The sequence below is a fragment of the Nonomuraea sp. NPDC059194 genome (genome assembly GCF_042754765.1).
Taxonomy (GTDB): Bacteria; Actinomycetota; Actinomycetes; order Streptosporangiales; family Streptosporangiaceae; genus Nonomuraea.
The window spans coordinates 1-24313 of the sequence record NZ_JBHZBH010000054.1; the positions used below are offsets into that span (position 1 = coordinate 1).

The window sequence follows — 24313 nt, forward strand, 5'->3', positions numbered from 1 at the left end:
GTCGGGTTCCAGTGAGGTTCGCATCATCTTCGCCTTCGATCCGTGGCGCAGCGCGATTCTCCTGGTGGCCGGGGACAAGTCCAAGAACTGGCGAGGCTGGTACCGCGAGGCCATCCCACGCGCCGAGCACCTGTTTGGTTTGTACTTGAAGGCCCGCGAGGAAGAGGAGGGCCGATGACCGGCTTCAGTAAATTCGACCACAAGGCACATGCCGAGGCAGCCGGACCCGAGCGGACGGGCGAGGCCCGGCGGCGTACCCAGGCGTACATCGACGGACATCAGCTTGCCGAGCGCCGCAGCGCGGCGGGGCTGTCGCAGGCCGAGCTTGCCAAGACGATGGGCGTGACACGTGGCCGGGTCTCGCAGATCGAACGCGGCGAAGTGTCCACAGTCTCCGCCATTGCCGCCTACGTGGAGGCACTGGGCGGGCATCTGGAGGTCTCGGCCGTCATCGGTGACCACTCCTACCGGTTGCGTGGACCCGAGCAGGACCTGAACGGCCGGATTGCTGTCTAAGGGCAAGGACTTCCACAGAGGGGCCCTTCGCGCTTTCACGCTGGCGGCGAATCTCACCGACACCTTGAGCCTCGGCACTACCTGTGCACTCAATCGCGATCGCTTACGCCAGCGAACCGGGAAAGGCCGACAGCCTCACTCAGGCCGGAGCCGACGCAGTGACCGGCAGCATGGCCGAACTGGTCGGCAGCAGTAGCGAGGCGAGACCGACGGCCGCGCAGGGCGGCGCGTGATTCATACGCGTCCATCACTTGCCTGTGAGGCGCACCGTCGGCTGGTCTCGCTCATCGAAGAGGTCAACAGCGACCGCACGCTCGAACATGACTATCGTCGCCCTGTGCCCGATGCGATCTTTTCCCACCCCCGCCTCGCACCCGTCTACGATGCCTTTGATGGAGACCGCGATGACCTGACCGCCTACCTCAACATCGCCGACGAGTTGGGCGTGGACCGTGTACTCGACGTTGGCTGCGGGACAGGGTGCCTGGCCGTCCTGCTTGCTGAGAGCGGCCGCACTGTCGTGGGTGTCGATCCGGCCGAGGCATCACTTGAAGTTGCGAAGTCGAAAGATCGAACCGAAAGTATCACCTGGGTCCATGGCGATGCCACGACGGTGTCGGCGCTCGGTGCTGACCTTGCGGTGATGACGGGAAATGTGGCGCAGGTCTTCCTCACTGATGACGACTGGATGCGGACTCTCCAGGGCATCCACGGCGCGCTTCGTCCAAGTGGCTACCTCGTGTTCGAGACCAGGCGTCCCGAACGCCGGGCCTGGGAGGAATGGGCTGCTGCTGACGCTGCTCAGGTCATCCTCGATATCCCGGGGAGCGGATTAGTGGAGCAGCGTCGTGAGGTCACCGACGTAAGCCTTCCGTTCGTCTCCTTCCGTTACACCTACAGGTTCCTGTCTGACGGCGTGGTGGTCACCTCCGACTCGACGCTCCGGTTCCGCAGCCGCGACGAGGTGGAATCGAGTCTGATCGCCCACGGCTATCGAGTGCTGGATGTACGGGAAGCTCCTGATCGTCCAGGCCGCGAGTTGGTGTTCATCTCCGAGCGCACGACCTGAACCAACAGGACTGAACTGGTGGGAGATGGTAGGCGTGGTCAGGTCGCACGCGCAGCGCAGCGGAGGCGTGGTTCGCGCGGGCGCCCCAAGTCATTCGATGGTCCTGAGGACACTGATGGGTGTACTGGGTATGGTGTCGGTATGGCGGTGAAGATTTCGATCAGCATTCCCGAAACCCTGCACGAAGAGCTCAGGACCTGGGCGGAAAAGACCGGTGGCACCGTATCCGGTTTCTTCGCCGAGCTCGCGCAACAGCGCCTCGACGCCGATCGGGCCTCCCGGGAACGGCTGGCCCGGCTGGTAGAGAAGGATCGCGCGGTCGACCCGGAGGGTTATGACCAGCGCAGGGACGCGATGCGCGAGCGAATGCATGCCGCCAAGCAGGCCGCCGCGGCGAAGAAGTCCAACGCCACGTGATCTCGGGATACGTCGCGGATCTGACCGCGATCCTCCGCGTCCTCACTGACGATGACCGTGGAAAGGACGTCCGCACGGCGTTGTCGTTGCTCACCGAGGACGGCGACACCATGTTGGTGCCGGTCACCGCCCTCGTGCAGGCCACGATCGTCGCCGATCCAGACCCCGAGCATCTGATGTGGCTGTACGGGTTCAGGGCCTGCGAAGTCGCGGACCTGACCAGCCAGGAGACGTTCCGGGTGTCCCGCCAGGCCCGGCACGCACCGCGCCCTTACGACGTGCCGCTCCACCAGGCACATACCGCCTATCTCGCGATGGAACGCGGCTGGCCGGTCCTGACGGGCGACGCTGCGGGCTGGGGCGGTTATCACCATCTGGAGCTCCTCCCGGTCTGACGCCTACCTGGCCAACGTGGAGGTGGGAAGCGCGCGGGACCCCGGCCAGGTCCGGGCCAAGCACCAGAGGGGCAAAGCGACGAGCTGGTGGGCCCGCTGGCCCCGGCCTGACGCCGTACGCGAGCGGGCGCTGGCGGGGTTCGCCGAATGGCGGCGCCGAGGGCCGGCATGACTTTCATCCGCCGTGGCTCACGACGGTGGCGATCATGACCAGGCCCGCTACCCATAGCAGGATGACCATAAGCCAAGCCGCGAAGATCCCTCGCGTTCCCCGCATACCTTGATTACAGTCCCGTATGCGACTGCCTGTCCAGATAGGCATTCGGATGGCCACACCGCCTCAGCCTCGCGCGGCCAGCCGTAGCTGCTTCTCGGCGTCCAGCTTGGATGGCACCGTCCCCCACCATGGCAGTTCGCGGAGGACACCCAGCAGGCGTAGCCGTTCCGATCGTGCCTCCAGGAGGTCGGCCATCGCCTCCTCATCCCACGTGGCCCTGCCCTCAATCATGTCGACCGACGACGGCAGCGCAGCAGCCAACTCCTGCACGCGAGCGTCAGCGGCGTCGTATGCCTTCTGGGCTTCGATAACGTCTTCGGGCACGTCAAGATCGACCATCGTTCCCCCAGGTCACGGTGCGGATTACTGCGCCAGATACTAGGGCCGCCGCAAGCCAGGGCAACACCCGCGCCAACGCCCCAAAAGGTAAATCTTCAACCATCACAGACCTGCCCAAACGCGAAGAAGCCCCCCACTCTCCGAAGAGGGCGGGCCGGTTCCGAAATCGGACAGCTGGGCGTCTTTGAGAGGAGATCTACTGTCGTGGCTCAGGCCGCAACCGTGACGATCTCAGCCCTCAGAAAGATCATCCACGTTGAACGCTCAGCAGGTCCTCGGAACGGCGCGGTGGCCCCGTTCAGTGCGCGGCCACTGCCGGCAGCTCGACCCGCACCTCGAAGCCGCCGTCCGGGGTCGGGCCCGCCGCGAAGGTGCCGTCGCAGGCGGCGACCCGTTCGCGCATGCCGACCAGCCCGTGCCCGCTGCTGGGCAGCGCCTCGAAGCCGGGGGCCGCCTCGCCGGGGCGGGCGTTGCGGACGACGAGCCGTACGGAGGCGGGGTCGTAGCAGAGCGACACCTCGGTGGGCGCGCCGCCCGCGTGCTTGCGGACGTTGGTCAGCGCCTCCTGGGTGAGCCGGAAGACGGTGTGCGTGACGGGCTCGGGCAGCGCGCGCTCGGTGCCTGCCACGTGGAGGGTGACCGGCATGCCCGCCTGCGCGGACTCCTCCACCAGGGCGCGCAGGGCGGGCAGCCCGGGGGCGGCGGTGGTCGCGGTGCCGGTGCCGGTGCCGGTGCCGCGGAGCATGGTGATCACGGCGCGGAGTTCCTGCAGGGCGGCGCGGCCGCTGTCGCCCATCCGCTGCCCGATCTCGCGCAGTTGTGCCGGGTCGTCGGCCGCCGCGGTCTGGAGCACGTTGCTGTAGACCACGACCAGGCCGATCTGGTGGGCCACCACGTCGTGCATCTCGCGTGCCATGCGCGCGCGTTCCTGTGCCAGGGCCTGGGTGGCGACCAGGTGCCTTTCGCGTTCCAGCTGCTCGGCGCGTTCCCGTAGCTGCTCGACGAGCGTGAGGCGGGTACGGCGGTGCGCGGCGAACAGGGCCGGGACGATGATGAGCGAAACGACGATGGCTGCGTCGAGCCACCAGTCGGAGCCGGGGGCGTGCAGGTCATCAGGCAGTCCGAACCACAGCATGACCAGGTCGGCCACGAAGGTCAGGCCGATCAGCCCGAGCATCGTCCGGTCGGCCTGGCGGTAGCGGGCCAGCGCGTAGACGGCGAACGGGGTCAGCAGGTCGCTGCCCAGCGGCAGCATCGCCAGCGCCACGACGGTGACCAGGACCGGCCGGACGCGGCGCAGGACGAAGCAGAGCGTCCCGGCGGCCACCGCGAGCAGTTGCAGGGCCCGCAGCCACGGGGGCAGGCCGGGGTAGGTGCTGGCGAAGTCGACCAGCGTCGCCGCCACGAGGCACAGCGTCAGCAGTACGTCGAACACCGCCGAACGCCAGGACCTCCACCACAGCGGCCCGCCGCCCTTCGGCGCGCCCGCGGGCGGGCCGGCGGCCAGCATGGGCTGGTCAAGCACGCGGCACCAGGCCCCCGTCGATGGCGGCGATGGCGAGCTGGACCCGGTTCTCGCAGCCCAGCCTGGTCAGCAGCTGACTCACCCGGCGCTTGACGCCGGCCTCGCTGACGGAAAGCCGCTCGGCGATGGCCGCGTTGGACAGCCCGGTGCCGACCAGCAGCAGCACTTCGCGTTCCTGCTCGCCGAGGCCCGCCAGGCGGTCGGCCGCGCCACTGCCGCCGCGGGCGGTGGGCACGGCGGCATTCGCCAGGGCGAGGACGCGGCGGGTGACCGCGGGGGCGAGCACGGCATCGCCCCGGTGCACGGCGCGCACGGCGGCGATCAGGTCCTCGTGGCGGGCGTCCTTGAGCAGGAAACCCGAGGCGCCGGCCTTGACCGCCTCGTCCACGAGGCCGACGGCGCGGTTGAGCTGGAATGGAGGGACGACACCCAGGAGCGGGACGGCTACGTCCCCACCAACACGCGCCGGGCCCTGCTAATCGCCCGAGCCTTCACCCGTGCCGGGGACGGCGGGCGTGACTGACCGGGTCTACCTGCGGTACTCCACCGACAAGCAGACCGACGCCCGCCAGCGGCACGCCCTGGCTGCACTGCTCGCCGCCGGCGCCCCCGCCTATGAGGACCCCGCCACCTCCAGCCGCCAGCTCTCGCTGGACCGCGCGGGATTCACCCGCCTGCTGCACGAGGCCGCCGTCGGCGACACCATCCGCATCGCCGACGCCGCCCGCCTGTTCCGCTCGGTCGCCGACATCCTCGCCCTGCGCCCGGTCCTGGCCCGCCGGGGCCTGCACCTGCGGGTCGAATCCGGGCTCCTGTCGGGGATCGACCTGGCCAGCGACGACCCCGGCACCAAGATGATGGTTTCGGTCCTGGCGGCCGTGCTGGAGTTCCAGCGCGACATGATCAGCGAGAACACCCGCGAAGGCGTCGCCGCCGCCGAGGCCTTTGGAAAGACCCTCGGCCGACCCACCGCCCTGGACACCGGCCGGGCCGCCGACGTCGTGGAGGCCTACCGCAGCGGAACCGCGATCAAGCCCTCGCCCGACAGCACCACGTCGCCCCCAAGACCATCCGCCGGATCCTGGACAGCGCCCGCGCCCGCGAACTGCCCGACCAACTCGACACGCTCGCGCCCACGGGCGAACCGGCCCACGATCCCGCGCGGCCGGACCTGGAAGTGACGCTCGATCTGCCGGGTCTGCTCGCCGACCACCTGAACGCCGTCGGCGACGACGCCGTCCGCCAGGCCCTCGCCGCCGGGCGGACCATCCGCCGCGGCCAAGGTCACTCGGTGCGCCTCACCGCCCCGCTCACCCTCCACCGCGCCGCGCTGCACCAGAGCGCCACCCTGGCCGCCCCAGACGCCGGGCCGGCCGAACGCAAGGCCCACCGGGTGTACGCCACCTGCATCACCACCGCCGAACAACAGCCACCACCAGGCAACTGACCAGCACACCCCACATCCGTCCCCACCATCAGGACGTGCCCACGAGCACTGCCTTTGGCCCTCTTCGACAAAGAGGTGGCCGTTCACCCGTGCCGCGTCGCTGGTGACTTGTCATCGCCAGCGCGTTGAACTGCGCGGTACACCGTCGATCGGGCAACCGAACAGTGTCAACAACCCCCGCTTGCGACGCGCAGCAGCCCTGGTCTGAGGAACGACAGGGCTGCTGCGCAGCGCGGCGGCGGGCCCGAGGGTCAGCTGTTACGGCGGTAGCGGATGTGGGTGGTCAGCGGGGAGTGAAGCACCTCGGCGGGCTCGAAGTCGAAGTCAACCCCGTCGAAGATCCGCTCGCCCGAACCGAGCAGAACGGGCGCGATGTCGAGGGTGAGTTCGTCGATCACCCCGGCTGCCAGTGCCTGCCGGACGGTCGAGGCACCGCCGACGATGTCCACGCCCTTGTCGCCTGCGGCCTGGCACGCCGCGGAGTATGCCGCGTCGAAGCCGTCGGTGACAAAGTAGAACGTCGTCCCCCCGTCCATCGGGACCGGATCATGGGGGTGGTGGGTCAGTACAAACACCGGCGCGTGATAGGGCGGTTCGGGGCCCCACCAGCCCGACCAGTCCTCATCCCAGTCCCCGCGGATCGGGCCGAACATGTTGCGGCCCATGACGTATGCGCCCCTCGGGCGCATCAGCCACTCGTTCGCGATCTTGTCCGCATCGTTGGCCCGCGGGTCGCCGATGTGCCAGCCGTGCAACTCCTGCCCCCGCTTTCCCATGGGGGCCTCACGGCTCTGGTCAGGTCCGGCGACGAAGCCGTCCAGTGAGATCGACATATGGCAGGTGGTATCCGACATCATGAACTCCATCTTGGTGGTTGCGACTGGTAAACCGGTCGTGCGGACGCTAGTCAGATTCGATCACCACTTCGGCGAAAACTTCGACGAAGAAGAGGGACCTTCACGCCTCCTGAAGTCTCCTCATCCCGTGCGCCCGCATCGTGGAGCGGAGAAAGAGACCAGGTCACAGGCCAGAAGGGGTGCAGTCCGACCGGCCGGTGGACGCGGAACTGCGAGGGTATTTCTTACACCTTCCTTTCCGGCCATCAGCCCTCCGCTCCCTTCCGAACGATCTCGGTGACGTAGGCAGCCAGGTTGCTCAGGGTCTGCCGGCCGCCCTCGATCGCGTGGTACTTCTCGACCGCCTCGTCGCGCAGTTCCTTGGTGGGGAACACCGTGTGCATCTCGATCCGGGTCGCCGTGCCGTCGGGCTCGAACGTCAGGACCGACTCGAAGGCGTTCGGGTCGTCGCGGGACTCACCGTGCAGCATCGCGATCCGTTCCGGCGGGGCGAGCTCGGTCCAGGTGATCCACTCCTGGTAGTCCGTCCCGTCCGGTCCATGCATCACGAAGTCCCACTCTCCGCCGACGCGGAACTCGAACGCCCGCGTGGTGGTGGTGAACCCCTCCGGCCCCCACCACCGCGACAGATGCCGCACCTCGGTGAACGCCTCGAACACCAGCTCCCGTGGGGCGTCGATGACCCGGGAGATCACAACCTCGCGGTCGGCCGTCGCGGACTGCGCCGGCGCTCCTCGCCCCATCTCGCTCATCAGCTACTCCCCCTGCCTTGCTTGCTTCAGGTCCTGCACGTAGGCGTCCAGCCGGTCGAAGCTCTCGTTCCAGAACCGCTCGAACCCGCCGGTCCACTCATGGACCGCTCGCAGCCCGCGGGCGTCCAGGCCGTAGAGGCGCTGCTTGCCTGCCTTGCGGTCCCGCACCAGCCCGACCTCCCGGAGCACCCGCAGGTGTTTGGACGCCCCCGGCTGGGTCATCCCCAGCTCCAGGGCCAACTCGGTCACCGGCCGCTCACCCGCCCGCAGCAGCACCAGGATCTCCCGGCGCTGCGGCTCGGCGATCGCGTTGAAGACGTCCGACGTCGTCGCTGCCCGTGCCATGGCCGCCATCATATGCTCATATCAGCATGCGTAAAGCCGGAGGGAATCAGGCGGGCCTTGGCAGATGACGATCGCCACCCCCCCCCCGCCACCGACACCACTAAGCCGGCCGCCCGCAAGGCCCACCACGTGTACGCCGCCCGCGTCACAGCAGCCGAGACACCCAATCCCGCTCGTTTGGGGCTCATGACGCGTTTCTTACCGGCACCCCGAGTTCCGCCGCCGCTTCCATCACGAGGTCGAGGCCGCCCGCCGGGTCGGCGACCGGTGGACGGCACCGGTCCTGGACGCCGACACCGAGGCGCCGCAGCCCTGGGTCGCCACCGGGTACGTACCCGGACCCTCCCTGCGCGAGGTGGTCGAGGGCCTGCACGGCCGCTCCCTGAATGCTCCCTGTGGGTGCTGGCCGGCGGCCTGGTCCGGGCACTCCAGGACGTGCACGGCGCGGGGCTGGTGCACCGTGACTTCAAACCGTCGAACATCCTGGTCACCCTGGACGGCCCGCGCGTCATCGACTTCGGCATCGCCCGCGCCCTGGACACGGTGGTGGACGGACAGCTCACGCACACCGGGGCGGTCATGGGCTCGCCCGGATTCATGGCGTCGGAGCAGGTGCACGGTCAACGCGTCACCCCGGCCGGTGACGTCTTCTGCCTGGGCGCGGTTCTCGCCTTCGCGGCCACCGGGCGGATGCCGTTCGGCAACGCGGACAGCGGGGCGTACGCCATCATGTATCGGATCATCACTGGTGAACCGGACCTCGCCGGCATCCCCGAGGGGCCGCTGCGGCAGCTCATCACCCGTTGCCTGGACAAGGACCCGGCCCGCCGCCCGGAACTGGCCGAACTCGCCGACGCCACCCGCCCGTTCATGGACGACACCGGCACCTGGCTGCCGGCCGCCCTCACCGCCCGCCTCGGCCAGCAGGCCGCCCGCCTGCTCGACGCGGAGCTGCCGCAGGCCGGCGTCGGTGTGCCGGGCGCCGGGGCTCTTGGCACGGGCCCTGGCGGCCGGGGTGCCGCCCTCGGTTCCTGGTTCGTGCCGGTGGCGCACCTGTGGATCCCGAAGCAGATCATCGACGACATCTGGTTCGCCAGCCTGCCCGCCGACGACGCCGGCACGTCCCCCGCACGCCTCAGCCGCGGCCGGGGTGCGAGGCGGCGGCCAGGCCCGTCGCGGGCGGTGCTGCACGCCTGGTGGGCGGTCTGGGCGACCCAGCTCGCCATGCTCTACCTGTCCAGGTCCTGGCTCACCTGGGACCAGGCGCCGGACGCGGCGTCGGCCCTGGCCATCGAGGCGTTCGTGCTGGTCGGTGGGGTCCTGACCGTGGCATCCGCCGTCCTCGCCGTCCTCGTCGTACAGCGGCTGACGCGGTTCCAGGACGAGCGCCTCGCCGGCGTTGCGGGGGCCCAGGGGTTTGGGTGAGATCGCTCCAAGCCAGATACCAGTGGGACTGCAGTGACGCTGCGTATCTTGTGGGCTTCTCGCGAGAAAGGCACAGTTTCATGAAGAGGACAGCGTTGCTGCTGGGCGCCCTCATGCTCGGCGGCCTGCTGGCCGCTCCCCCGGCCGCCGCCGCGCCCGCCGTCAAGGTGGTGGTCGCCAAGGTCAAGGCCTCTTCCGCGAACCGTTCCGGCGCCTGCCCCACCACGGTCGGCTTCTCCGCCACCGTCTCGGCCAGGGGGAAGGGCACCGTCCGGTACCGCTGGGTGCGTGGTGACGGCTCCAAGGGGGCGATCAGGAGTTTCGCGGTCAGCGGGGCCAGGAAGTTCACCGTCCGCGACCGGCAGACGTTCGAGACGTCGGCGAGGGGCTGGCAGGCCGTCGAGATCCTCGGCGTGAGGGGGTTGTCGCGCAAGGCCTACTTCCGTGTCCGCTGCGCCGGTCCGGTCAGGGTGTACGACGTCGATCACTTGCTCCCCGCCGACAGCACCGAGCAGCTCGTCGCCGCGGCGCACGTGGACGTCACGCCCCCGGCGTACAACGGAACGTGTCCCGCGACCGTGCGGTTCACCGGCACGGTCCAGGTGTCGAGGGTGCCCGCCCGGGTGGCCTACCGGTGGGTCGACAGCGCGCAGGGCGAAGGGCCCGTGGAGTACCTGGACTTCCCGGCCGGTGGGCCACGTCTCAAGCAGGTCAGCCTGCCACTCAGCGTGGGCGGGGCCGCCAGGGGGTGGAAGGCCATCCACGTGGCGCAGGGGTACGACTCGGGTCGTGCCGCCTATCAGGTGACTTGTACGGGCACGCCCCCTCGCCCTGGACCGAATCCCAGCCCGAGCCACAGCCCCAGTCCGAGCTCCAGCCCCACGCCCAGCCAGAGCCCGAGCCCCGGTCCCACACGGCCGACTCCTTCGCCGAGTCAGACGGATCCGTCGGCGCCGAAGCCCGTGGTCGCCATCCCCTACCTGTCTCCCGGCGACTATGAGGGCTCCTGCACAGCTCCCGTGGTGTACGACGCCTGGGGGACCATCGGGCTGCCTCCGGGGCCGGCCACCACCGTCACCTACTGGTGGATCCTGGACGGCTCGCCGTGGAAGAAGCAGCAGATCGACATCCCGGCCGGAGCCGGCCCCCGCTCTCAGTACGTGCTCGGCACGTTCCCGCTGAACGATCAGCAGTCAGGCACCCACACCCTCGGTCTCATGGCCGAAGGCGGGCCGTCGGAGCCGGTCGAGCGGACGTTCGTGCTCAAGTGCCTGACCGAGCCGCACGACGTGACCGTGTCCATCGACAGGATCAGCCACAACGTCACCTATCCGGACCCCACGTGCGACGAGCCGCCGCGTATCGGGCTGGGGGTGACGTTGACCTTGGACCGCGCCGGCGAGGTGAAGTACCGCTGGACGGTGGCCGGCCGTACCTACGTGTACGAGAACGCGCTGCGCGCAGGGACGACCAGTATCTCGGGCGGCGCGCATTCCACCACCGCGAGTGGCACCGTCCGCTTCGAGGTGCTCAACCACAACATGCCGGTGAAGGAGATCTCCTATACCGTCAGCTGCCCTCCCAAGAAGTCGTGACCCGGCTCCTTTGACGAACATCAGTCGAGGGCGTCCGGCCCGGACCAGACGTCCTCGACGTAGCGGCCGCTGTCGATGAGGTCGGCCGGCCACGCCGCGGCTGTCCGACCTCGCCGCCGCGGTCATCGACGTCGCCACCACCGCCAGCCGTACGTTCCACTCAATCCGCCCAAGACCACGGCGAATCTCTCCGAGGTAGAGGAGAGGTCGCTACCGTTACCCCGGGCAGTTGCGTGGGTCGACGCTTTGCCCGGCATCGACGACGGTGACCTTGGGGGGGCTTTTCGGCACCGTGGCGGCGGCGGCCGTGCACACGATCTGATCGACGGCCAGTGTGGACAGTTCGCCGGCCGGAGTGGACAGGGTCACCACCAAGTGGCCGGCCGTCTTGACGGTCACCGAGAACGGGCTGGCATCGGGTGGGACGTCTGTGGTGAATCCGTCCGCCTTTTCCATCGTGGTGGGTCCGGCTGCCAGCAGCGCGAGCGTGTCCGCTCGGAACAGTGGCCGACCACCACTGGGCCGCGTTACCACGCTGAGCCGGCCGTTCTTCACCAGGTAGAGGGTGATCGTCGTGGTTGGTACGACGGCTCCGCTCGGCGGGTCGCCGGCCTCGATGACGTCGCTGGGTCGCACGCCGCAGCCGGCCACGGCGACGAGCGATACGAGGCCCGCGGCGAGCACGCGGCGGGCGAGTCCGGTCCTCACTCGGGGCCTCCGTCCGGATCGGGCGCCCGGCGTGGCAGGCGCAGCGTGAACATGGCGCCGCCGTCCGGGGCGTTGGTGACGGTGAGGTCGCCTCGGTGCAGGCGCGCGTTCTCCCGCGCGATGGCGAGTCCGAGGCCGCTGCCCTCGGACCTGGCCCTGGCCGCGCTGGCCTTGTAGAACCGGTCGAACACGTGCGGCAGCACCGCTTCGTCCAGCCCCGGTCCGTGGTCGCGGACCTCGAGAGCGATCCAGTGCGGGTCGGCGGACAGCCGTACCGACACCGGTGGCTCGCCGTGCCGCAGGGCGTTGCCGACCAGGTTGGCGAGGATGACGTCCACTCGGCGCGGGTCCAGCCGTGCCGTCACCGCGGGTGGAAGCTCGGTGTGCACCGGCTCCGACCAGCCCCGGGCCCGCAGGGTCGCGCGCACCAGCTCGGCCATGTCTATCTCGTTCAGCGCGAGGGCCGCGACGCCGGAGTCGAACCTGCTGATCTCGATGAGGTCGTTCACCAGAGCGGTGAGGTTGAGCGTCTCCTGGCTGACCAGTCTGGCGGCCCTGCCGGCGGGCTCGGGCAGCTGGGCCGCCTCCTCATCGAGGATGTCGGCGACCGCGGCGAGCGCGGCCAGCGGGGTGCGCAGCTCGTGGGACACGTCGGCCACGAACCGGCGGGCGTCGGCCTCCATCTCGCGGAGCTGCTTGACGTGCCGTTCCAGCTCCGCGGCGGTGTTGTTGAACGTGCGTGCCACGTCGGCCAGCTCGTCGGAGCCGTTGACCGCGATCCTGGCCCGCATCTCGCCCTCGCCCAGCAGGCGTGCCGCCCGACCGAGCTCCCGCACCGGGCGCAGCACACCACGGGTGGCCAGCAACGCCAGGACGACCGCGAACGCCAGGGCCGCCCCGCCCGTGAGCCAGGCGGATGCGGCGAGCTCGTCGATGCTGCGCTGTTCGGCAAGCAGGCTGCGCATGCCGTAGACCTCGATGCCGGACACCCGCGTCGTCCGATTCGGCTCGGTGATCAGCAACGACGTGCCGATGATCAGGAAGGGCTCACCCTGCCGCACCACACGTTGCCACGCGGTACGGCCGCCGGCCACCATCTGCCGCAACTCCGGTGAAATCATCCCGAGATCCGAGACCGGCGCTCTCCCGCCCGGCCTCCAGCGCCCCCGCGGCGGGGCGAGCGACGGGGCGAGCGGCGAGTGCATCTCGCGGTAGACGGCGACCGCAAAGCTGTTCTGGTCGGTCGCGACGGCGGCGATCTCGTCGAGCTCGGCCGGGCCCGGCGCCGCACTCGGCAACGGGTAGTGCGCCTGCAGGCGGCTTGTCATCGCCTGCACTGCGGCATCCTGGGTCCGTTGCAGGATGTCGTTGCGGGCCTGGACGTAGAGCCCGCCGGCCACCGCCGCCGCGGTGACCACACACAGCAGTGCGAACGCGAGCAACAGCCGGGCACGCAGCCCCAGGCTCAGCCGAGGTGTCACCGGCGGCTCACACCGGCCCGAACCGGTACCCGAACCCACGCACCGTCTGCACGTAGACGGGCGCCGCCGAGTCGTCCTCGATCTTCGCGCGCAACCGCTGCACGCACGCGTCCACGAGACGCGAGTCACCGAAATACCCGTGCTCCCACACCGACTCCAGCAGCTGTTGGCGGCTGTGCACCCGGCCCGGCGTACTGGAGAGCTCGAGCAGCAGGCGCAGCTCGGTCGGGGCGAGGCTGACCGGCTCGCCGCGGTTGGCGACCACCAGCCCGGCCCGATCGATGGTCAGGCCCCCGTGCCGCTCCAGCTCCGCCTGGTCCCGGCCGATCCGCCGGAGCACCGCGCGAATGCGTGCCTCGAGCACCCTGGGCTGCACCGGCTTGACCACGTAGTCGTCGGCGCCCGCCTCCAACCCGGCCACGACGTCGATGTCGTCGCCGCGCGCGGTCAGCATGATGATCGGTACCTCCCCGACGGCCCGGATGCGGCGGCAGACCTCGAACCCGTCCATGCCAGGCAACATCAGATCGAGCACGACGACGTCGGGAAGGTCCATACGCAGCCGGTCCAGCCCCTGCTCGCCGGACTCCACCGCGCGTACCCGATGCCCATGCCGGGTCAGGGCCAGGTCAAGGCCCTCCCGCACAGCCGGGTCATCCTCGATCAACAACACTCGCGACACGCCGCCGAGTTTCACAACACGCTCCGTACCTCGCCCGCCGGTCAACCCGTCCACTGTCGGCCGGCCGTGTCCCCGCCTCGTCCGCGCCGTGTCATGGTTGTGTCACAGTCGCGCCCTCGGTCGCGCCGTCGAGAAACGGTGACATACGGCGGACAATGCACGCACATTCGGCGCCAATCGTAGTCGCCATGGACGAACCACATACCCTCCCACCTCGGCCTCGTGACCGGTTGTTCGCCGTGGTCACGCTGGTGCTGGCCGTACTCTTGCTGCCCGCGGCGTTCATCCGCCATCCCGGTCGCGCCCGCGAACTGGCCTGCCGCTGGGCGCTCCGGATGCGATTCCCCGCCGAGGACCTCACTGGGCTCACTGACGGCGCCATGGCGGCGTTCACCGCGGCGCGCACCGAGGCGCTCTGGCGTTACGGCCAGCTCATCGGCCTCACCTCGGGATACCGCGATCCCGTTGTCCAGCAACGGATGTTCGACGAGGAGGTACGCCGCTGCGGCTCCCCGGCCTTGGCACGAATGCTCGTGCTACCACCGGCGGAATCCTGCCATGTCAAGGGCATCGCGCTGGACGTGCGCCCGCACGAAGGCGCTCGCTGGCTCGAGGAACACGGCGCCCGCTACGACCTCTACCGCATCTACGACAACGAGTGGTGGCACTTCGAGCACCGCCCAGACAGAGGCGGCACGCCACCACGACGACGACCCCACCCGGCGTGGGCCACGTAGGTGCTGGCAACACCGCGCTGCGCTGACTGGAGGCATGAACCACAGCGAGCCAGCACGAACGACAACCCGTCACCGCCTGCAGCGACGAGCCCGGCACAACCTCCCTCAGGACCCGTCGCGTACGGCGGCGCCGAGGCGGCGGGCACCCTCGACCAGTTCGGCGGTGTCCGCGGCGGCCGCGAAGCCGAGCCGCAGACAGGCCCCCGACGGCTCGGCCGGGAAGTAGCGGCCGCCCGCGTTGACCGCGACGCCGTACGCGCGGGCGGCGTCCGCCATGGCGGAGTCCTGGACGCCCGGCGGGAGCTCGACCCACAGGTGCAGCCCGCCGGTGGGGAAGCGCGTCAGCCTCCACTCGGGGACCTCGCGAGCCAGGGCGTCGGAGAGCACCGCGCAGCGCTCGCGCAGCGCCGCCGACAGCTCCCGCAGGTGCCGGTCCCACGCGGGGGTGCTGACGAGTTCGACGGCCGCCTCCTGCAGGGGGCGGGTGACGAAGAAGTCGTCGACGAACCGCATGCCCTGCAACCGCCGCATGACCGGACCCCTGGCGATCACCGCGCCGATCCGCAGGCTCGGCGACGCGGGCTTGGTCAGCGACGTCACGTGGACCACCGTGCCGTCGCGGTCGTCGGCGACCAGCGCGCGCGGCACCTGCCTGCTGTGGCCGAGGTGCCTGGCGAAGTCGTCCTCGATGAGGAAGGCGCCCGCAGCTCTGGCCACGTCGACGACCTGGCCGCGCCTGGCGGGCGCGAGCACCGTGCCGGTCGGGTTGTGGAAGGTCGGCTGGCAGTACAGCAGGCGGGCCCCCGTCATGGCGAACGCGTCGGCCAGCAGGTCGGGGCGGATGCCCTCGTCGTCCATGGGGACGGGCACGGGGCGCAGCCCCGCCGCCCTGGCCGCGGCCAGGGCTCCCGGATAGGTGGGCGACTCCATGAGGACGGGGCTGCCGGGCGCGGCGACCGCCCTGAACAGCATCGACAGCGCGCTCTGCCCGCCGCCGGTGACCAGCACGTCGTCGGGGGTCACCCCGCCTCCCGCGAGCCTGGCGAAGATCGCGCGCAGGGGCGCCAGCCCGGCCGTGGGCGCCCGATGCCAGGCGTCGGGACGGCGGGCCGCGCGCGCCAGCGCGGCGCCCAGCGCCCTGGTCGGCTGCAGCGACTCGTGCAGGTAGCCGCCCGCCATCGCGATTCCGCCCTCGGGGAGGGGCTGGACGGCCTCGGCGGCGTTGGCCGTGTCGAAATCGCGCCCGGCCAGCGCCACCGCCTGCCACGACAGGTCAGGCGGTTCGGCTCCGGCCCTGGTGGAGCGGTGGGCCACGTACGTGCCGCTGCCAGGGCGGGTGACCACGGCCCCCTCCGCGGCCAGTGTCGCGATCGCCCTGGACACGGTGCCGGGACCGACCCTGAAGCGCTGGGTCAGCTCCCTGCTGGTCGGCAGGCGGTCGCCGGGCGACAGCCCGGCCAGCAGCGCGCGCAGGCTGGTCACCAAATCGGCGGAAGTGCTACCGTCTGACATGAAATCACATGGTAGCGCTTCTATCGACAGGCCGGAACCGCTGCTGGAGCGCAGCCTCTGGCGGGACCGCGACTTCCTCACCTTCTGGATCGGCGAGAGCCTGTCGCTGCTCGGCGCGCAGGTGACGAACCTGGCGTTACCGCTGACGGCGATCCTCGCCTTCGACGCCACCGACGAGCAGGTGGGGCTCCTGAGGTTCCTGCAGCTCGCGCCCTATCTCGGGCTCGCCCTGCTGATCGGCGTGTGGACCGACAGGGTCAAGCGCAAACCGCTCATGCTCGGCGCCAACCTGGCCAGGATGACGCTGCTCGCCCTCGTCGTCCTCCTGTACTGGTTTCAGGCGCTGAACCTGGTCACGCTGCTGGCCATCGCGTGCGCGATCGGCGTCGCGTCGGTCGTGTTCGACGTGAGCTGGATGTCCTACGTGCCCGCCCTGGTCAAGAGCCCGGCACGCTACGTGGAGGCCGGAGCGAAGATGAGCATCAGCTCCTCCACGGCGGACGTGGCGGGGCCGGGCATCGCGGGCGTGCTGGTCTCGGCGCTGACCGCGCCGGTGGCGCTGATCGTGGACGCCTTCTCCTACGCCCTGTCCGTGGTCTCGCTCCTGCTGATCCGCACCACCGAGCCGCGCCCGCGGCCGGCGGCGAAACGACACGCGCTGACCGAGCTGCGCGACGGGTTGCGCTGGGTGTTCGGCGACCGGGTGCTGCGGGCGCTGGCGCTCATCGGGTTCTGCTGCAACTTCTCGATGGTCACCGTGTGGACCATGTTCCTCCTGTACGGCACGCGCGACCTGCAGCTGTCCTCGACGACCCTGGGCGGCATCTTCGCCACGGCCTCGGTCGGCGGCCTCATCGGCGCGATGATCTCGGGCAGGGTCATCGCCAGGTTCCGCACCGGCCGCGTCTACCTGATCGCCCAGTCGGCCCTGCTCCTCGGCCCGACGCTGATCGTGCTGGCCATGGGGCCCAGGCCGGTGATGATCGCGATGTTCGTCCTGTCGTTCTTCACCACCTACCTGGGGCTCGGCGTCGCGGGCGTCATCATCGTCAGCCTGCGCCAGGCCCTCACCCCGCAGTCGATGATGGGCCGGATGACGGCGGTGTTCAGGACGCTGCTGTTCGGCGGCGGCGCGCTCGGCGGCCTGACGGCCGGGCTGCTCGCCGGGCAGATCGGGGCCAGGGGCGCGCTGACCCTGGCCGCGATCGGCTCCGTCGCCGTCATCGCAGGACTCGTCGCCTCCCCGGTCAGCAGGCTGCGCACCCTGCCGACCGCGCCGAAGGAGGAGCCGGTGGGCTGATCCAGGGCTGTTGTCAGGCGAACACGTCCTGCTGGTAGCGGCCCCGCTCTTCGAGCCCGGCCAGCCACGCCTCGCCGTCCGTGCCCGTCTGGTCGCGGTGGATCTCCAGCAGTGCCCGCCGTACGGCAGGCGCCATGCGCAGCCCGTCACCGCAGACGTAGACGTGCGCGCCCTGCTCCAGCAGCTCCCACACCGCCTCGGCCTGCGCCGCGACGGCGTCCTGGACGAACCGGTAGGGGTGCCCTGGCACGGCGGAGAACGCGGTGTGCAGGCGCACCCCCTCGGCCGCCGCCCACTCCTCGACCTCCCGCCGGTACAGCAGGTCGTGCTCGGGGTGGCGGCAGCCGGTGAATACCTCGGCCCTGCCGGTGGTCCCGGTCAGCGCCCGGTGCTCCATGAACCCGCGCAGCGGCGCGAATCCGGTGCCGGGACCGACCAGGATGACCGGCGTGCTCGGGTCGTCGGGCAGCCGGAACGGCGGCGCGGGCACCCGGATGTAGCCGTAGAAGACCTCGCCCTCGGTCAGCCCCGCCAGGTAGGCCGAGCACATGCCGCGGTAGGCGCCGGTACCCGACCACGCGGGCCCCTCCACCAGGCCGACGGTGATCCGCACCCGGCCCGGCTCGGCCAGCGGGGAGGAGGAGATCGAGTAGTAGCGCGGCCTGATCGGCCCCGCGAGCTCGAGGAACACCGACAGCGGCAGCTCCACCGCGGGGAAGCGCTCCAGCAGGGTGAGCACCGACAGCCGCTTGGCGAGCACCTCGTCGGCGTAGGTGGCCGACAGCTCGGCCAGCTGCCGCGTGGTCCACGGGCAGCCGGTGTGGGCGGCCAGCGCGTCCAGGTCGGCGCGGGTGGCCACCTCCTGCAGTTCGGCGAACTCGGTGAGCAGCAGCCCGGCCGTCACCGGCGTGTCGACCGGCAGGTGCGTGGGGCCCTGGGCGCGCAGCCGTACGACCCGATCCCTCGGCACCCGCAGGGTGCGCAGCGCCCACTCCACCAGCTCGGGGTCGTTCTTGGCGAAGACCGCCAGGTGGTCGCCCGCCTCGTACTCGACGCCCTCGGGCAGCTCGGCGACGATCGAGCGGACCCCCGGGCGCGGCTGCTCGATCGAGAAGTCCCACAGCCCCGCGGGGTCGCCGGTCAGCTCCTCGTTGGTGATCACTGTCAGCGGTACGGCCCTGGCCGACACGACCGCGGGCCGTACCTCGGCCTCGGTGAGCACGTCCAGCTCGTAGCGCGGCCCCGCGTCGGCGGCCGACGCGCTGTACTCCTCGGCCACCGCCGCCCACAGCTTGGCCGTCCAGGCCGACACGTCGCCGTCGAAGTCGCCGTCGGCGTCCGCCTCGCCTCGCTCGACCAGCGGTACGGCGCCCGCCGCGGTCAGCTTGTCGAAGGCACGGCGGGGGAAGTCCTGGTAGGTGGGCCACTGGGTGTTGCCGCAGCCGAGCACGGCCAGCCGTACCCCTGAAAGGCCGGGCAGCTCCTCCAGCGCGTCGAAGCGCTGGGCGTTGTCGGGCGCCTTGCCGTTGTAGGAGGAGGCGATCACCAGCAGCAGCCCCTCGCCGGGCGGTTGGAGGTCGTCCAGCGTGGTCAGCGTGGTGGCGAAACCGGAGCGGCCGGCCCGCTCGGCCAACCGTTCGGCCAGGTCCTGGCAGGTGCCGAGGTTCGAGCCGTACGCCACGGTGAGCGGCACGCCGGTGACCGCGACGTCCTGCTGCTCGGCCTGCTCCACAGTTGGCGCGACGACGGCGGCGCGCTCGTGCGCCCTGCGCTCGCGGACCCTGATCGTGAAGTTGTCGGGCTTGAGGGTGAGCGTCTGCTTGATCTGCATCCGGTAGACGGCGGGGTCGGAGATGGCGAAGCGGCGCAGGATCATCGCCAGCGCGAGCCGGGCCTCGGTCAGCGCGAACTGGCGGCCGATGCAGGCGCGCTCGCCGTTGCCGAACGGCTTGTAGCCGCCCGGGTGGTGCTGCGCCTTCTGCTCCGGCAGCCAGCGGTCGATGTCGAACTCCTCCGGCCGGTCCCAGGCCTTGGCGTTCCTGTGCAGCGGCGGCAGCAGCACGACGACCGGCTGGTCCTTGGCCACCGGGTAGCCGCCGATGCTGTCGTCGGCGAAGGGGCTCACGCTGAAGGCGGGGATGGGGGACCAGATCCGCAGCGTCTCCTCCAGGATGCGCGGGATCACGTCCAGCTTCATGATCGTCTCGTAGGTGGGCGGCTCGTCGCCCGGCAGCAGCCGGTCCACCTCGTCGTAGGCCAGGGCCAGCGCGTGTGGGTCGCGCAGCAGGTTGTACATGGCGAAGGACAGCAGGCCGCTGGTCGTCTCGTGTCCCGCGATGAGGAAGGTGAGCACCTGGTTGCGGATGTTCTCGTCCGACAGCCGCTCGCCGGTCTTCGGGTCGGAGGCGTCCAGCATGAGGCCGAGCAGGTCCTTCCCGCCGTTCCCTCCTTCGGCGCGGCGCTGCCTGATCACGTCGTCCACGAGGTCGCGCATGACCGTGATGTCGCGCTGGTAGGCCTCTTCGTTCTTCCGCTTGAGCTTGGTGACGAAGGGGAGTTGCCGGTTGCGGTGCATGGCCTCGGTCAGCGCACCGCCCATCGCCCGCAGGAACGGGTGCAGCTCGGGCGAGTCGAAGGAGTTGAACCGGTAGCCGAACCCGGTCAGCGAGATGACGTCCAGCGTGAGCCTGGTCATGTCGTCGGACACCGGCAGGTCCTCGCCCTGACGCGCGCCCCACGAGGCGATGAGCTGCTCGGCCACTTCCAGCATCTGCGGGTAGTAGGCCTTCATCGAACGCTGGCTGAAGGCGGGCATCAGGATGCGGTGGGCGTGACCCCACACCGGCTCGTCGTGCCTGGCGGTGAACAGCCCGTCACCGGCGAAGTCGCGCACGATCGACAGTGGTGGGTTGATGCCCTTGTAGAAGCGGGTCTCGTCGCACACCTCGGCGACCAGATCGGGGTCGTGGACGAACACGACCCTGCGGCCGAGCAGGTCGAGCTGGAAGATGCCCTCGCCGTACCTGCTCGCCAGGTCTCCGAGGTACAGGCTGGGGGTGTCGCTCGGGATCTGCAGGGTGTTGCCGAGCAGCGGAAGTCCTTGCGGGGCGGGAATCGCCTTCATGAGTGCTCCATGCGTTGCCATACACCGTATGGATGAAGCTACCATACGGTGTATGGGAGTGAGCGCGCGGAGGGGTACGCCCCTGACGGTCGAGGAGATCAGAGCCACGGCGCTGCGGCTGATCGACGCCGGTGGCGTGGAGTCGCTGTCGATGCGCAAGCTCGCCGCCGAGCTCGACGTGAACCCGATGTCGCTCTACCACCACGTGGCGAACAAGACGGAGCTCATCAAGGGCATCTGCCTCGAGACCGTCGTTCCGCTGCTTCACCTGCCGCCCGCCGACGGCGCGCCGTGGCAGGACCAGCTCAGGGCGCTCGCCTACGCCTATCGCAGGCTGGCCCGCACCCACCCGGCGCTGTGGACGTACGTGCACAACCATCCCGACGTCATCGAGCTGAAGGAGGGCGGGCTGTGGGAGGTGCTGCTCAGGATCCTGCCCGCCGCGGGGGTGCCGGAGGACAAGCGGCTGGGGACCGCGGACGTGCTGCACGGCTTCGTGTGGGGCCTGCTGTTGGCCGAGTCGCTCGGCCACATCGGCGGCGACCAGGCGGAGGCGAACTTCGAGATCGCCATCGACCTGATCACCAGGGGCCTCCCCGAGCACTGACCCGCCGGAGGCCCCTGGGGCCCGCACCTCGGACGCGCGGCAGGGCATGTCTCCGTTTGTCGCCTGAACGACGCACATCCTGCTGAGAGTCCTGTTCGCACGCTTCGAGTGGTGTGTAAGGTCGTGCCGTGATCACAGGTGCAGGTCGGATGGTGTCACCGGTTCTGGTGGCGCGTGAGACCGAGCTGGACCGGCTGGTCGCGGCAGTGGTGGCGGTGCCGTCAGTGGTCGTGCTGGAGGGTGAGGCCGGGATCGGCAAGACGCGGCTGGTGGCGGAGCTGGCCATCCGGCCGGAAGTCGCGGGGCTGCGGTGGTTGAAGGGCGGCTGCGGCCAGGTCAGGGAGCCGTTCCCGCTGGGTCCGGTGGTGGAGGCGCTGCGCGAGCGGGCCGCCGAGTTGAGCGGGGCCGCCTTGTCGCCGGTGGCGGGCGCGTTACGCGCTCTGCTGCCGGAGTTGCAGGAGGTGCTGCCGGAGGCGCCGCCGTCGCTGGAGGACCGGGCGGCGGAGCTGCATCGGGTCTTGCGCGGGCTGGTGGAGGTGCTGGCGGCGCTGGGCCCGGCGGTGCTGGTGCTGGAGGATCTGCACTGGGCCGACCAGCAGACGGTCGAGTTTCTCGCCTATCTGGTACGGGCGCTGCCCGCCGGCCTGTCGGTGGTGCTGACCTACCGGGGGGAGGAGGCCGATCCGGCGCTGCGGGCGGCGACCGCGCGCCCGGCTGACACGATCACCAGCGAGCACATCGCGTTACGGCCGCTGGACGTGGCCGGCACTCGCGCGCTCGCGGCGGCGATCCTGCAGACCCAGGAGGTGTCGGCCGAGTTCGCCGAGCACCTGTGCGCCCGCTCCTCCGGTCTGCCGCTCGCGATCCAGGAACTGCTCGCGATGCTGCGCACGCAGGGGAAGCTGATCCGGTGGAAGGGCGGATGGGCCCGCCGTACTCTGGACGAGCTGGACGTGCCGGCGGGCGTGCGTGCCCCGGTGCGGGAACGCGTGGCCAGGATGCCGGCCGGCGCACGGGCGGTCACGGAGGCAGCCGCCGTGCTGCGGCTGGCCGTGCCCGCCGCGGTGCTCGTCGAGGTGGCCGGGGTGACCGGCACCGAGGCGCTGGACGAGGCGCTCGACTCCGGGCTGCTCACCGAGCAGGGCGGCCTCGTGGCCTTCCGCCACGTGCTGGCCGCCGAAGCCGTCTACGAGGGCGTCACGCTCGGACGCCGTCAGGCGCTGCACGCCGCCGCGGCCGTGGCGACCCGCACCCTGCGGCCGACCCCGCTCGGCCAGGTCGCCCACCACCTGCGCCACGCGGGCCGTTCGGACGAATGGGTGGCGGCGGCGGTCGCGGCGGCCGAGCACGCGGCGGGGCTGGGCAACGACGCCGAGGCCGCGCGCCTGCTGGAGGAGGTGCTACGGCACGCCGGCCTCGATCCGGTACGGCGAGCCGAGCTGACCATCCGCCTCGGCTGGGCGGCCATCTACACGCTGCGCGTCCCCGCCATCGGTGAGCTGATCGAGGAGGCGTTGAGCCACGACCTGCCCCGGCGCCTGCGCGGAGAGCTGCGCATCCTGCTCGCCCTGTATCTCGACACCACCAGGGTCGACACCCTGCGGGTACGGCAGGCGTTCGCGGACGCGGTGCCCGACCTGACGGAGCTGCCGGAGCTGGCCGCCTGGGCCATGGTCGGCGTGGGCCTGCCGACCACGACGGACGTGCCGTTCGCCGAGCGCCTGCCGTGGCTGGAGCGTGCCCTGGAGACCGTGCCCGACGACGGCGAGCCGGGGCCGCGGGTGTTCGTGCTCGGCAAGGTCGCCATGGTCTTCGTGATCTCGGGCGATCCGCGCTGGTGGGCGCTGACCGAGCGGATCCTGGCCGAGACCGGCGGCCGTCCCGTCAGCCGCCGGGAGGTCGGCGCCTACAAGTCGGTCGCCGGTTCCGCCGTCGAGGCAGGACACCACCGGGTGGCCGTGCGGCTGCTGGAGTCGGCCCTGGACGCCGGTCGCGGGGCGAGCGTCTCCGCCCGGGACGATCTCGCGCTCCGGGCCTGCCTTGCCCTGGCGCGCTACCACGGCGGCGCGTGGGACGGGCTGCGCGAGGAGGTCGCCGAGCTGCGCGAACAGTGCAGCAACCGCCCGCAGGAACGCCTGCTGGCCGACCTCATCGCGGCCTGCCTGGCTCCGGCGCCCAGCCGGCTCGACGCGGCGTGGGCCATGCTCGCCGAGCTGATCCGCGACCTGCGGGTGCGGGGCGACCTCGACATGCTGGGCGCTCCGGTGACCATGCTGCTGCGGCTCGCCTCCGTCGGTGACGAGGCCGGGACGGCGGTCGTGGAGACGGCCGACGTGGTCGCCGGGTGGGAGGCCAGGGACCTGTGGCCGGTGGGCGTGCGGGCCGTCGCCGCGCTGACGGAAGCGCTGCTGTCCGCCGGCAGGCCGCAGGAGGCCGCCGAACTGGCCCGCCGCTATGAGACCCGGTTGCGTGGCATGGACGCGCCGCTTGCCGTACCGGCTCTGGCGCAGGCACACGGGCATCTGGACGCGCACGCCGGGCGGTGGGCGCGGGCCGCCGAGCGGTACGGGGAGGCGGCCGCGGCCTACGCGGAGCTGCCCGCCGCCTACGACGCGGCCCAGGCCGTCGAGCAGCAGGCCGCCTGCCTGTTCGAACTCGGCGATCCGGGGGCCGAACCCGTGCTGACGCGGGCCATCGAGGCCTACACCCGGCTGGAGGCCCGCTGGGACCTCGACCGGGCCACCCAGCTCGGCCGCCGCTGGGGCCTGCGCCCCACCAGCCGGATACGGCCGGGCCAGGGCGGCGAGGCGGAGGGCCTGTCCGCCCGGCAGTCGCAGGTCGCCAGGCTCGCCGCGAGCGGGCTGACCAACCAGGAGATCGCCCGGCAGATGTTCCTGTCGCCGAAGACGGTCGACAAGCACCTGGGCGCGGCCATGCGCAAGCTGGGCGCACGCTCACGCACCGAACTGGGGCGTCACCTGGGTGGCACCCCAGGTTCCTGATCCGGAATTGGGGTGTTCACCCCATGCCCGCCCCATATCTCCGTTCTCGGGGTGCGCGCGAGTCTTTCCCCATGCCCGAAGACACGCCCGCCCGCACCGACCGCGTGCCCGATCCACAGCGGCCCGAGCTCCAGCCGGACGAGCCGGGGAGCACGGAGGAGCCCCAGCCACCGGACGGCTTCGAGCCGCTCTGACCCACCC

General features: G+C 70.8%; 25 protein-coding genes and 1 pseudogene. 15 read left to right on the forward strand and 11 right to left on the reverse strand.

Annotation, left to right across the window (positions count from 1 at the left end; translation table 11 throughout):
- From ACFXJ8_RS39380 to ACFXJ8_RS39400, 5 genes are all read left to right on the forward strand, one after another.
- Positions 1-178: type II toxin-antitoxin system RelE/ParE family toxin (locus ACFXJ8_RS39380; protein ID WP_379650026.1), on the forward strand; the 178-nt coding region annotated here is incomplete at its 5' end.
- Positions 175-516 carry a helix-turn-helix domain-containing protein gene (locus ACFXJ8_RS39385; protein WP_379649956.1) on the forward strand — a complete coding sequence of 114 codons (342 nt, stop codon included), beginning with the start codon at positions 175-177 and terminating at the stop codon, positions 514-516. The genes ACFXJ8_RS39380 and ACFXJ8_RS39385, both read left to right, overlap by 4 nt.
- Positions 517-853: 337 nt before the next feature.
- A complete protein-coding gene (locus ACFXJ8_RS39390; protein WP_379649958.1) occupies positions 854-1585 on the forward strand; it encodes a class I SAM-dependent methyltransferase in 732 nt (243 codons plus the stop codon).
- A 141-nt stretch (positions 1586-1726) separates the two neighbouring features.
- A complete protein-coding gene (locus tag ACFXJ8_RS39395) occupies positions 1727-2002 on the forward strand; it encodes a hypothetical protein (protein ID WP_379649960.1) in 276 nt (91 codons plus the stop codon).
- On the forward strand, positions 1999-2397 hold the full coding sequence (locus ACFXJ8_RS39400) for a hypothetical protein (protein WP_379649961.1): 399 nt from the start codon (positions 1999-2001) through the stop codon (positions 2395-2397). The genes ACFXJ8_RS39395 and ACFXJ8_RS39400 overlap by 4 nt, the downstream gene beginning before the upstream one ends.
- A gap of 340 nt (positions 2398-2737) precedes the next feature.
- Here ACFXJ8_RS39400 and ACFXJ8_RS39405 read toward each other — a convergent pair whose 3' ends face one another.
- The 3 genes from ACFXJ8_RS39405 to ACFXJ8_RS39415 form a co-directional block, all read right to left on the reverse strand.
- Positions 2738-2998 (reverse strand): hypothetical protein, encoded by a 261-nt coding sequence (locus ACFXJ8_RS39405; RefSeq protein WP_379649963.1) that lies wholly within the window; start codon positions 2996-2998, stop codon positions 2738-2740.
- A 313-nt stretch (positions 2999-3311) separates the two neighbouring features.
- Entirely contained in the window at positions 3312-4538 is a 1227-nt protein-coding gene (locus ACFXJ8_RS39410) for a sensor histidine kinase (protein ID WP_379649964.1), read from the reverse strand.
- Positions 4531-4926: a LuxR C-terminal-related transcriptional regulator gene (locus ACFXJ8_RS39415; protein ID WP_379649966.1), complete on the reverse strand. Its 396-nt coding sequence runs from the start codon at positions 4924-4926 to the stop codon at positions 4531-4533. The genes ACFXJ8_RS39410 and ACFXJ8_RS39415 overlap by 8 nt, the downstream gene beginning before the upstream one ends.
- A 127-nt stretch (positions 4927-5053) precedes the next feature.
- On the opposite strand from ACFXJ8_RS39415, the gene ACFXJ8_RS39420 reads away from it, so the two are divergent.
- Positions 5054-5719 carry a recombinase family protein gene (locus ACFXJ8_RS39420; RefSeq protein WP_379649968.1) on the forward strand — a complete coding sequence of 222 codons (666 nt, stop codon included), beginning with the start codon at positions 5054-5056 and terminating at the stop codon, positions 5717-5719.
- The gene (locus ACFXJ8_RS39425) at positions 5716-5985 is read left to right on the forward strand and encodes a hypothetical protein (protein WP_379649969.1); all 270 of its coding nucleotides are present in this window, start codon (positions 5716-5718) and stop codon (positions 5983-5985) included. Before ACFXJ8_RS39420 ends, ACFXJ8_RS39425 begins: the two co-directional genes overlap by 4 nt.
- Before the next feature lie 251 nt (positions 5986-6236).
- Here the strand turns inward: ACFXJ8_RS39425 and ACFXJ8_RS39430 are convergent, their stop codons facing one another.
- From ACFXJ8_RS39430 to ACFXJ8_RS39440, 3 genes are all read right to left on the reverse strand, one after another.
- Positions 6237-6851, reverse strand: a complete 615-nt coding sequence (locus ACFXJ8_RS39430; protein WP_379649971.1) for a dihydrofolate reductase family protein — start codon at positions 6849-6851, stop codon at positions 6237-6239.
- A 236-nt stretch (positions 6852-7087) separates the two neighbouring features.
- Positions 7088-7594, reverse strand: a complete 507-nt coding sequence (locus ACFXJ8_RS39435; RefSeq protein WP_379649973.1) for an SRPBCC family protein — start codon at positions 7592-7594, stop codon at positions 7088-7090.
- Positions 7595-7597: 3 nt separating this feature from the next.
- Complete coding sequence (locus tag ACFXJ8_RS39440; protein ID WP_379649974.1) at positions 7598-7939, reverse strand: ArsR/SmtB family transcription factor; 342 nt, start codon at positions 7937-7939, stop codon at positions 7598-7600.
- 399 nt (positions 7940-8338) lie between these two features.
- On the opposite strand from ACFXJ8_RS39440, the gene ACFXJ8_RS39445 reads away from it, so the two are divergent.
- Entirely contained in the window at positions 8339-9364 is a 1026-nt protein-coding gene (locus ACFXJ8_RS39445) for a DUF4328 domain-containing protein (RefSeq protein WP_379649976.1), read from the forward strand.
- An 80-nt stretch (positions 9365-9444) separates the two neighbouring features.
- On the forward strand, positions 9445-10959 hold the full coding sequence (locus tag ACFXJ8_RS39450; RefSeq protein ID WP_379649977.1) for a hypothetical protein: 1515 nt from the start codon (positions 9445-9447) through the stop codon (positions 10957-10959).
- A gap of 216 nt (positions 10960-11175) precedes the next feature.
- Here ACFXJ8_RS39450 and ACFXJ8_RS39455 read toward each other — a convergent pair whose 3' ends face one another.
- From ACFXJ8_RS39455 to ACFXJ8_RS39465, 3 genes are read right to left on the reverse strand one after another with little or no spacing between them, the layout of a single operon-like run.
- The gene (locus ACFXJ8_RS39455) at positions 11176-11667 is read right to left on the reverse strand and encodes a GerMN domain-containing protein (RefSeq protein ID WP_379649979.1); all 492 of its coding nucleotides are present in this window, start codon (positions 11665-11667) and stop codon (positions 11176-11178) included.
- Positions 11664-13148 (reverse strand): ATP-binding protein, encoded by a 1485-nt coding sequence (locus ACFXJ8_RS39460; RefSeq protein ID WP_379649981.1) that lies wholly within the window; start codon positions 13146-13148, stop codon positions 11664-11666. The genes ACFXJ8_RS39455 and ACFXJ8_RS39460 overlap by 4 nt, the downstream gene beginning before the upstream one ends.
- 7 nt (positions 13149-13155) lie before the next feature.
- Entirely contained in the window at positions 13156-13830 is a 675-nt protein-coding gene (locus ACFXJ8_RS39465) for a response regulator (protein ID WP_379650028.1), read from the reverse strand.
- Positions 13831-14018: 188 nt separating this feature from the next.
- Here ACFXJ8_RS39465 and vanY-N point away from each other — a divergent pair, with 188 nt between their 5' ends.
- Positions 14019-14567 (forward strand): D,D-peptidase/D,D-carboxypeptidase VanY-N, encoded by a 549-nt coding sequence (gene vanY-N, locus ACFXJ8_RS39470; protein ID WP_379649983.1) that lies wholly within the window; start codon positions 14019-14021, stop codon positions 14565-14567.
- A gap of 105 nt (positions 14568-14672) precedes the next feature.
- Here the strand turns inward: vanY-N and ACFXJ8_RS39475 are convergent, their stop codons facing one another.
- Positions 14673-16079 (reverse strand): PLP-dependent aminotransferase family protein, encoded by a 1407-nt coding sequence (locus ACFXJ8_RS39475; protein WP_379649985.1) that lies wholly within the window; start codon positions 16077-16079, stop codon positions 14673-14675.
- Here ACFXJ8_RS39475 and ACFXJ8_RS39480 point away from each other — a divergent pair.
- Positions 16078-17379, forward strand: coding sequence for an MFS transporter (locus ACFXJ8_RS39480; protein WP_379649987.1), 1302 nt, complete (start codon positions 16078-16080; stop codon positions 17377-17379). The genes ACFXJ8_RS39475 and ACFXJ8_RS39480 overlap by 2 nt on opposite strands.
- Before the next feature lie 13 nt (positions 17380-17392).
- Here the strand turns inward: ACFXJ8_RS39480 and ACFXJ8_RS39485 are convergent, their stop codons facing one another.
- Entirely contained in the window at positions 17393-20503 is a 3111-nt protein-coding gene (locus tag ACFXJ8_RS39485) for a bifunctional cytochrome P450/NADPH--P450 reductase (protein ID WP_379649989.1), read from the reverse strand.
- Between the two features lie 52 nt (positions 20504-20555).
- Between ACFXJ8_RS39485 and ACFXJ8_RS39490 the strand changes: the two genes are divergently transcribed.
- The 4 genes and pseudogenes from ACFXJ8_RS39490 (at position 20556) to ACFXJ8_RS39505 (ending at position 24306) form a co-directional block, all read left to right on the forward strand.
- A complete protein-coding gene (locus tag ACFXJ8_RS39490) occupies positions 20556-21110 on the forward strand; it encodes a TetR/AcrR family transcriptional regulator (RefSeq protein WP_379649991.1) in 555 nt (184 codons plus the stop codon).
- A gap of 149 nt (positions 21111-21259) precedes the next feature.
- Positions 21260-21754 (forward strand): annotated as a pseudogene (locus tag ACFXJ8_RS39495) (AAA family ATPase); the annotation flags it as partial.
- Between the two features lie 1830 nt (positions 21755-23584).
- Entirely contained in the window at positions 23585-24112 is a 528-nt protein-coding gene (locus ACFXJ8_RS39500) for a LuxR C-terminal-related transcriptional regulator (protein ID WP_379650029.1), read from the forward strand.
- A 71-nt stretch (positions 24113-24183) separates the two neighbouring features.
- On the forward strand, positions 24184-24306 hold the full coding sequence (locus tag ACFXJ8_RS39505) for a hypothetical protein (protein ID WP_379649993.1): 123 nt from the start codon (positions 24184-24186) through the stop codon (positions 24304-24306).
- The last annotated feature ends 7 nt before the right edge of the window (positions 24307-24313 follow it).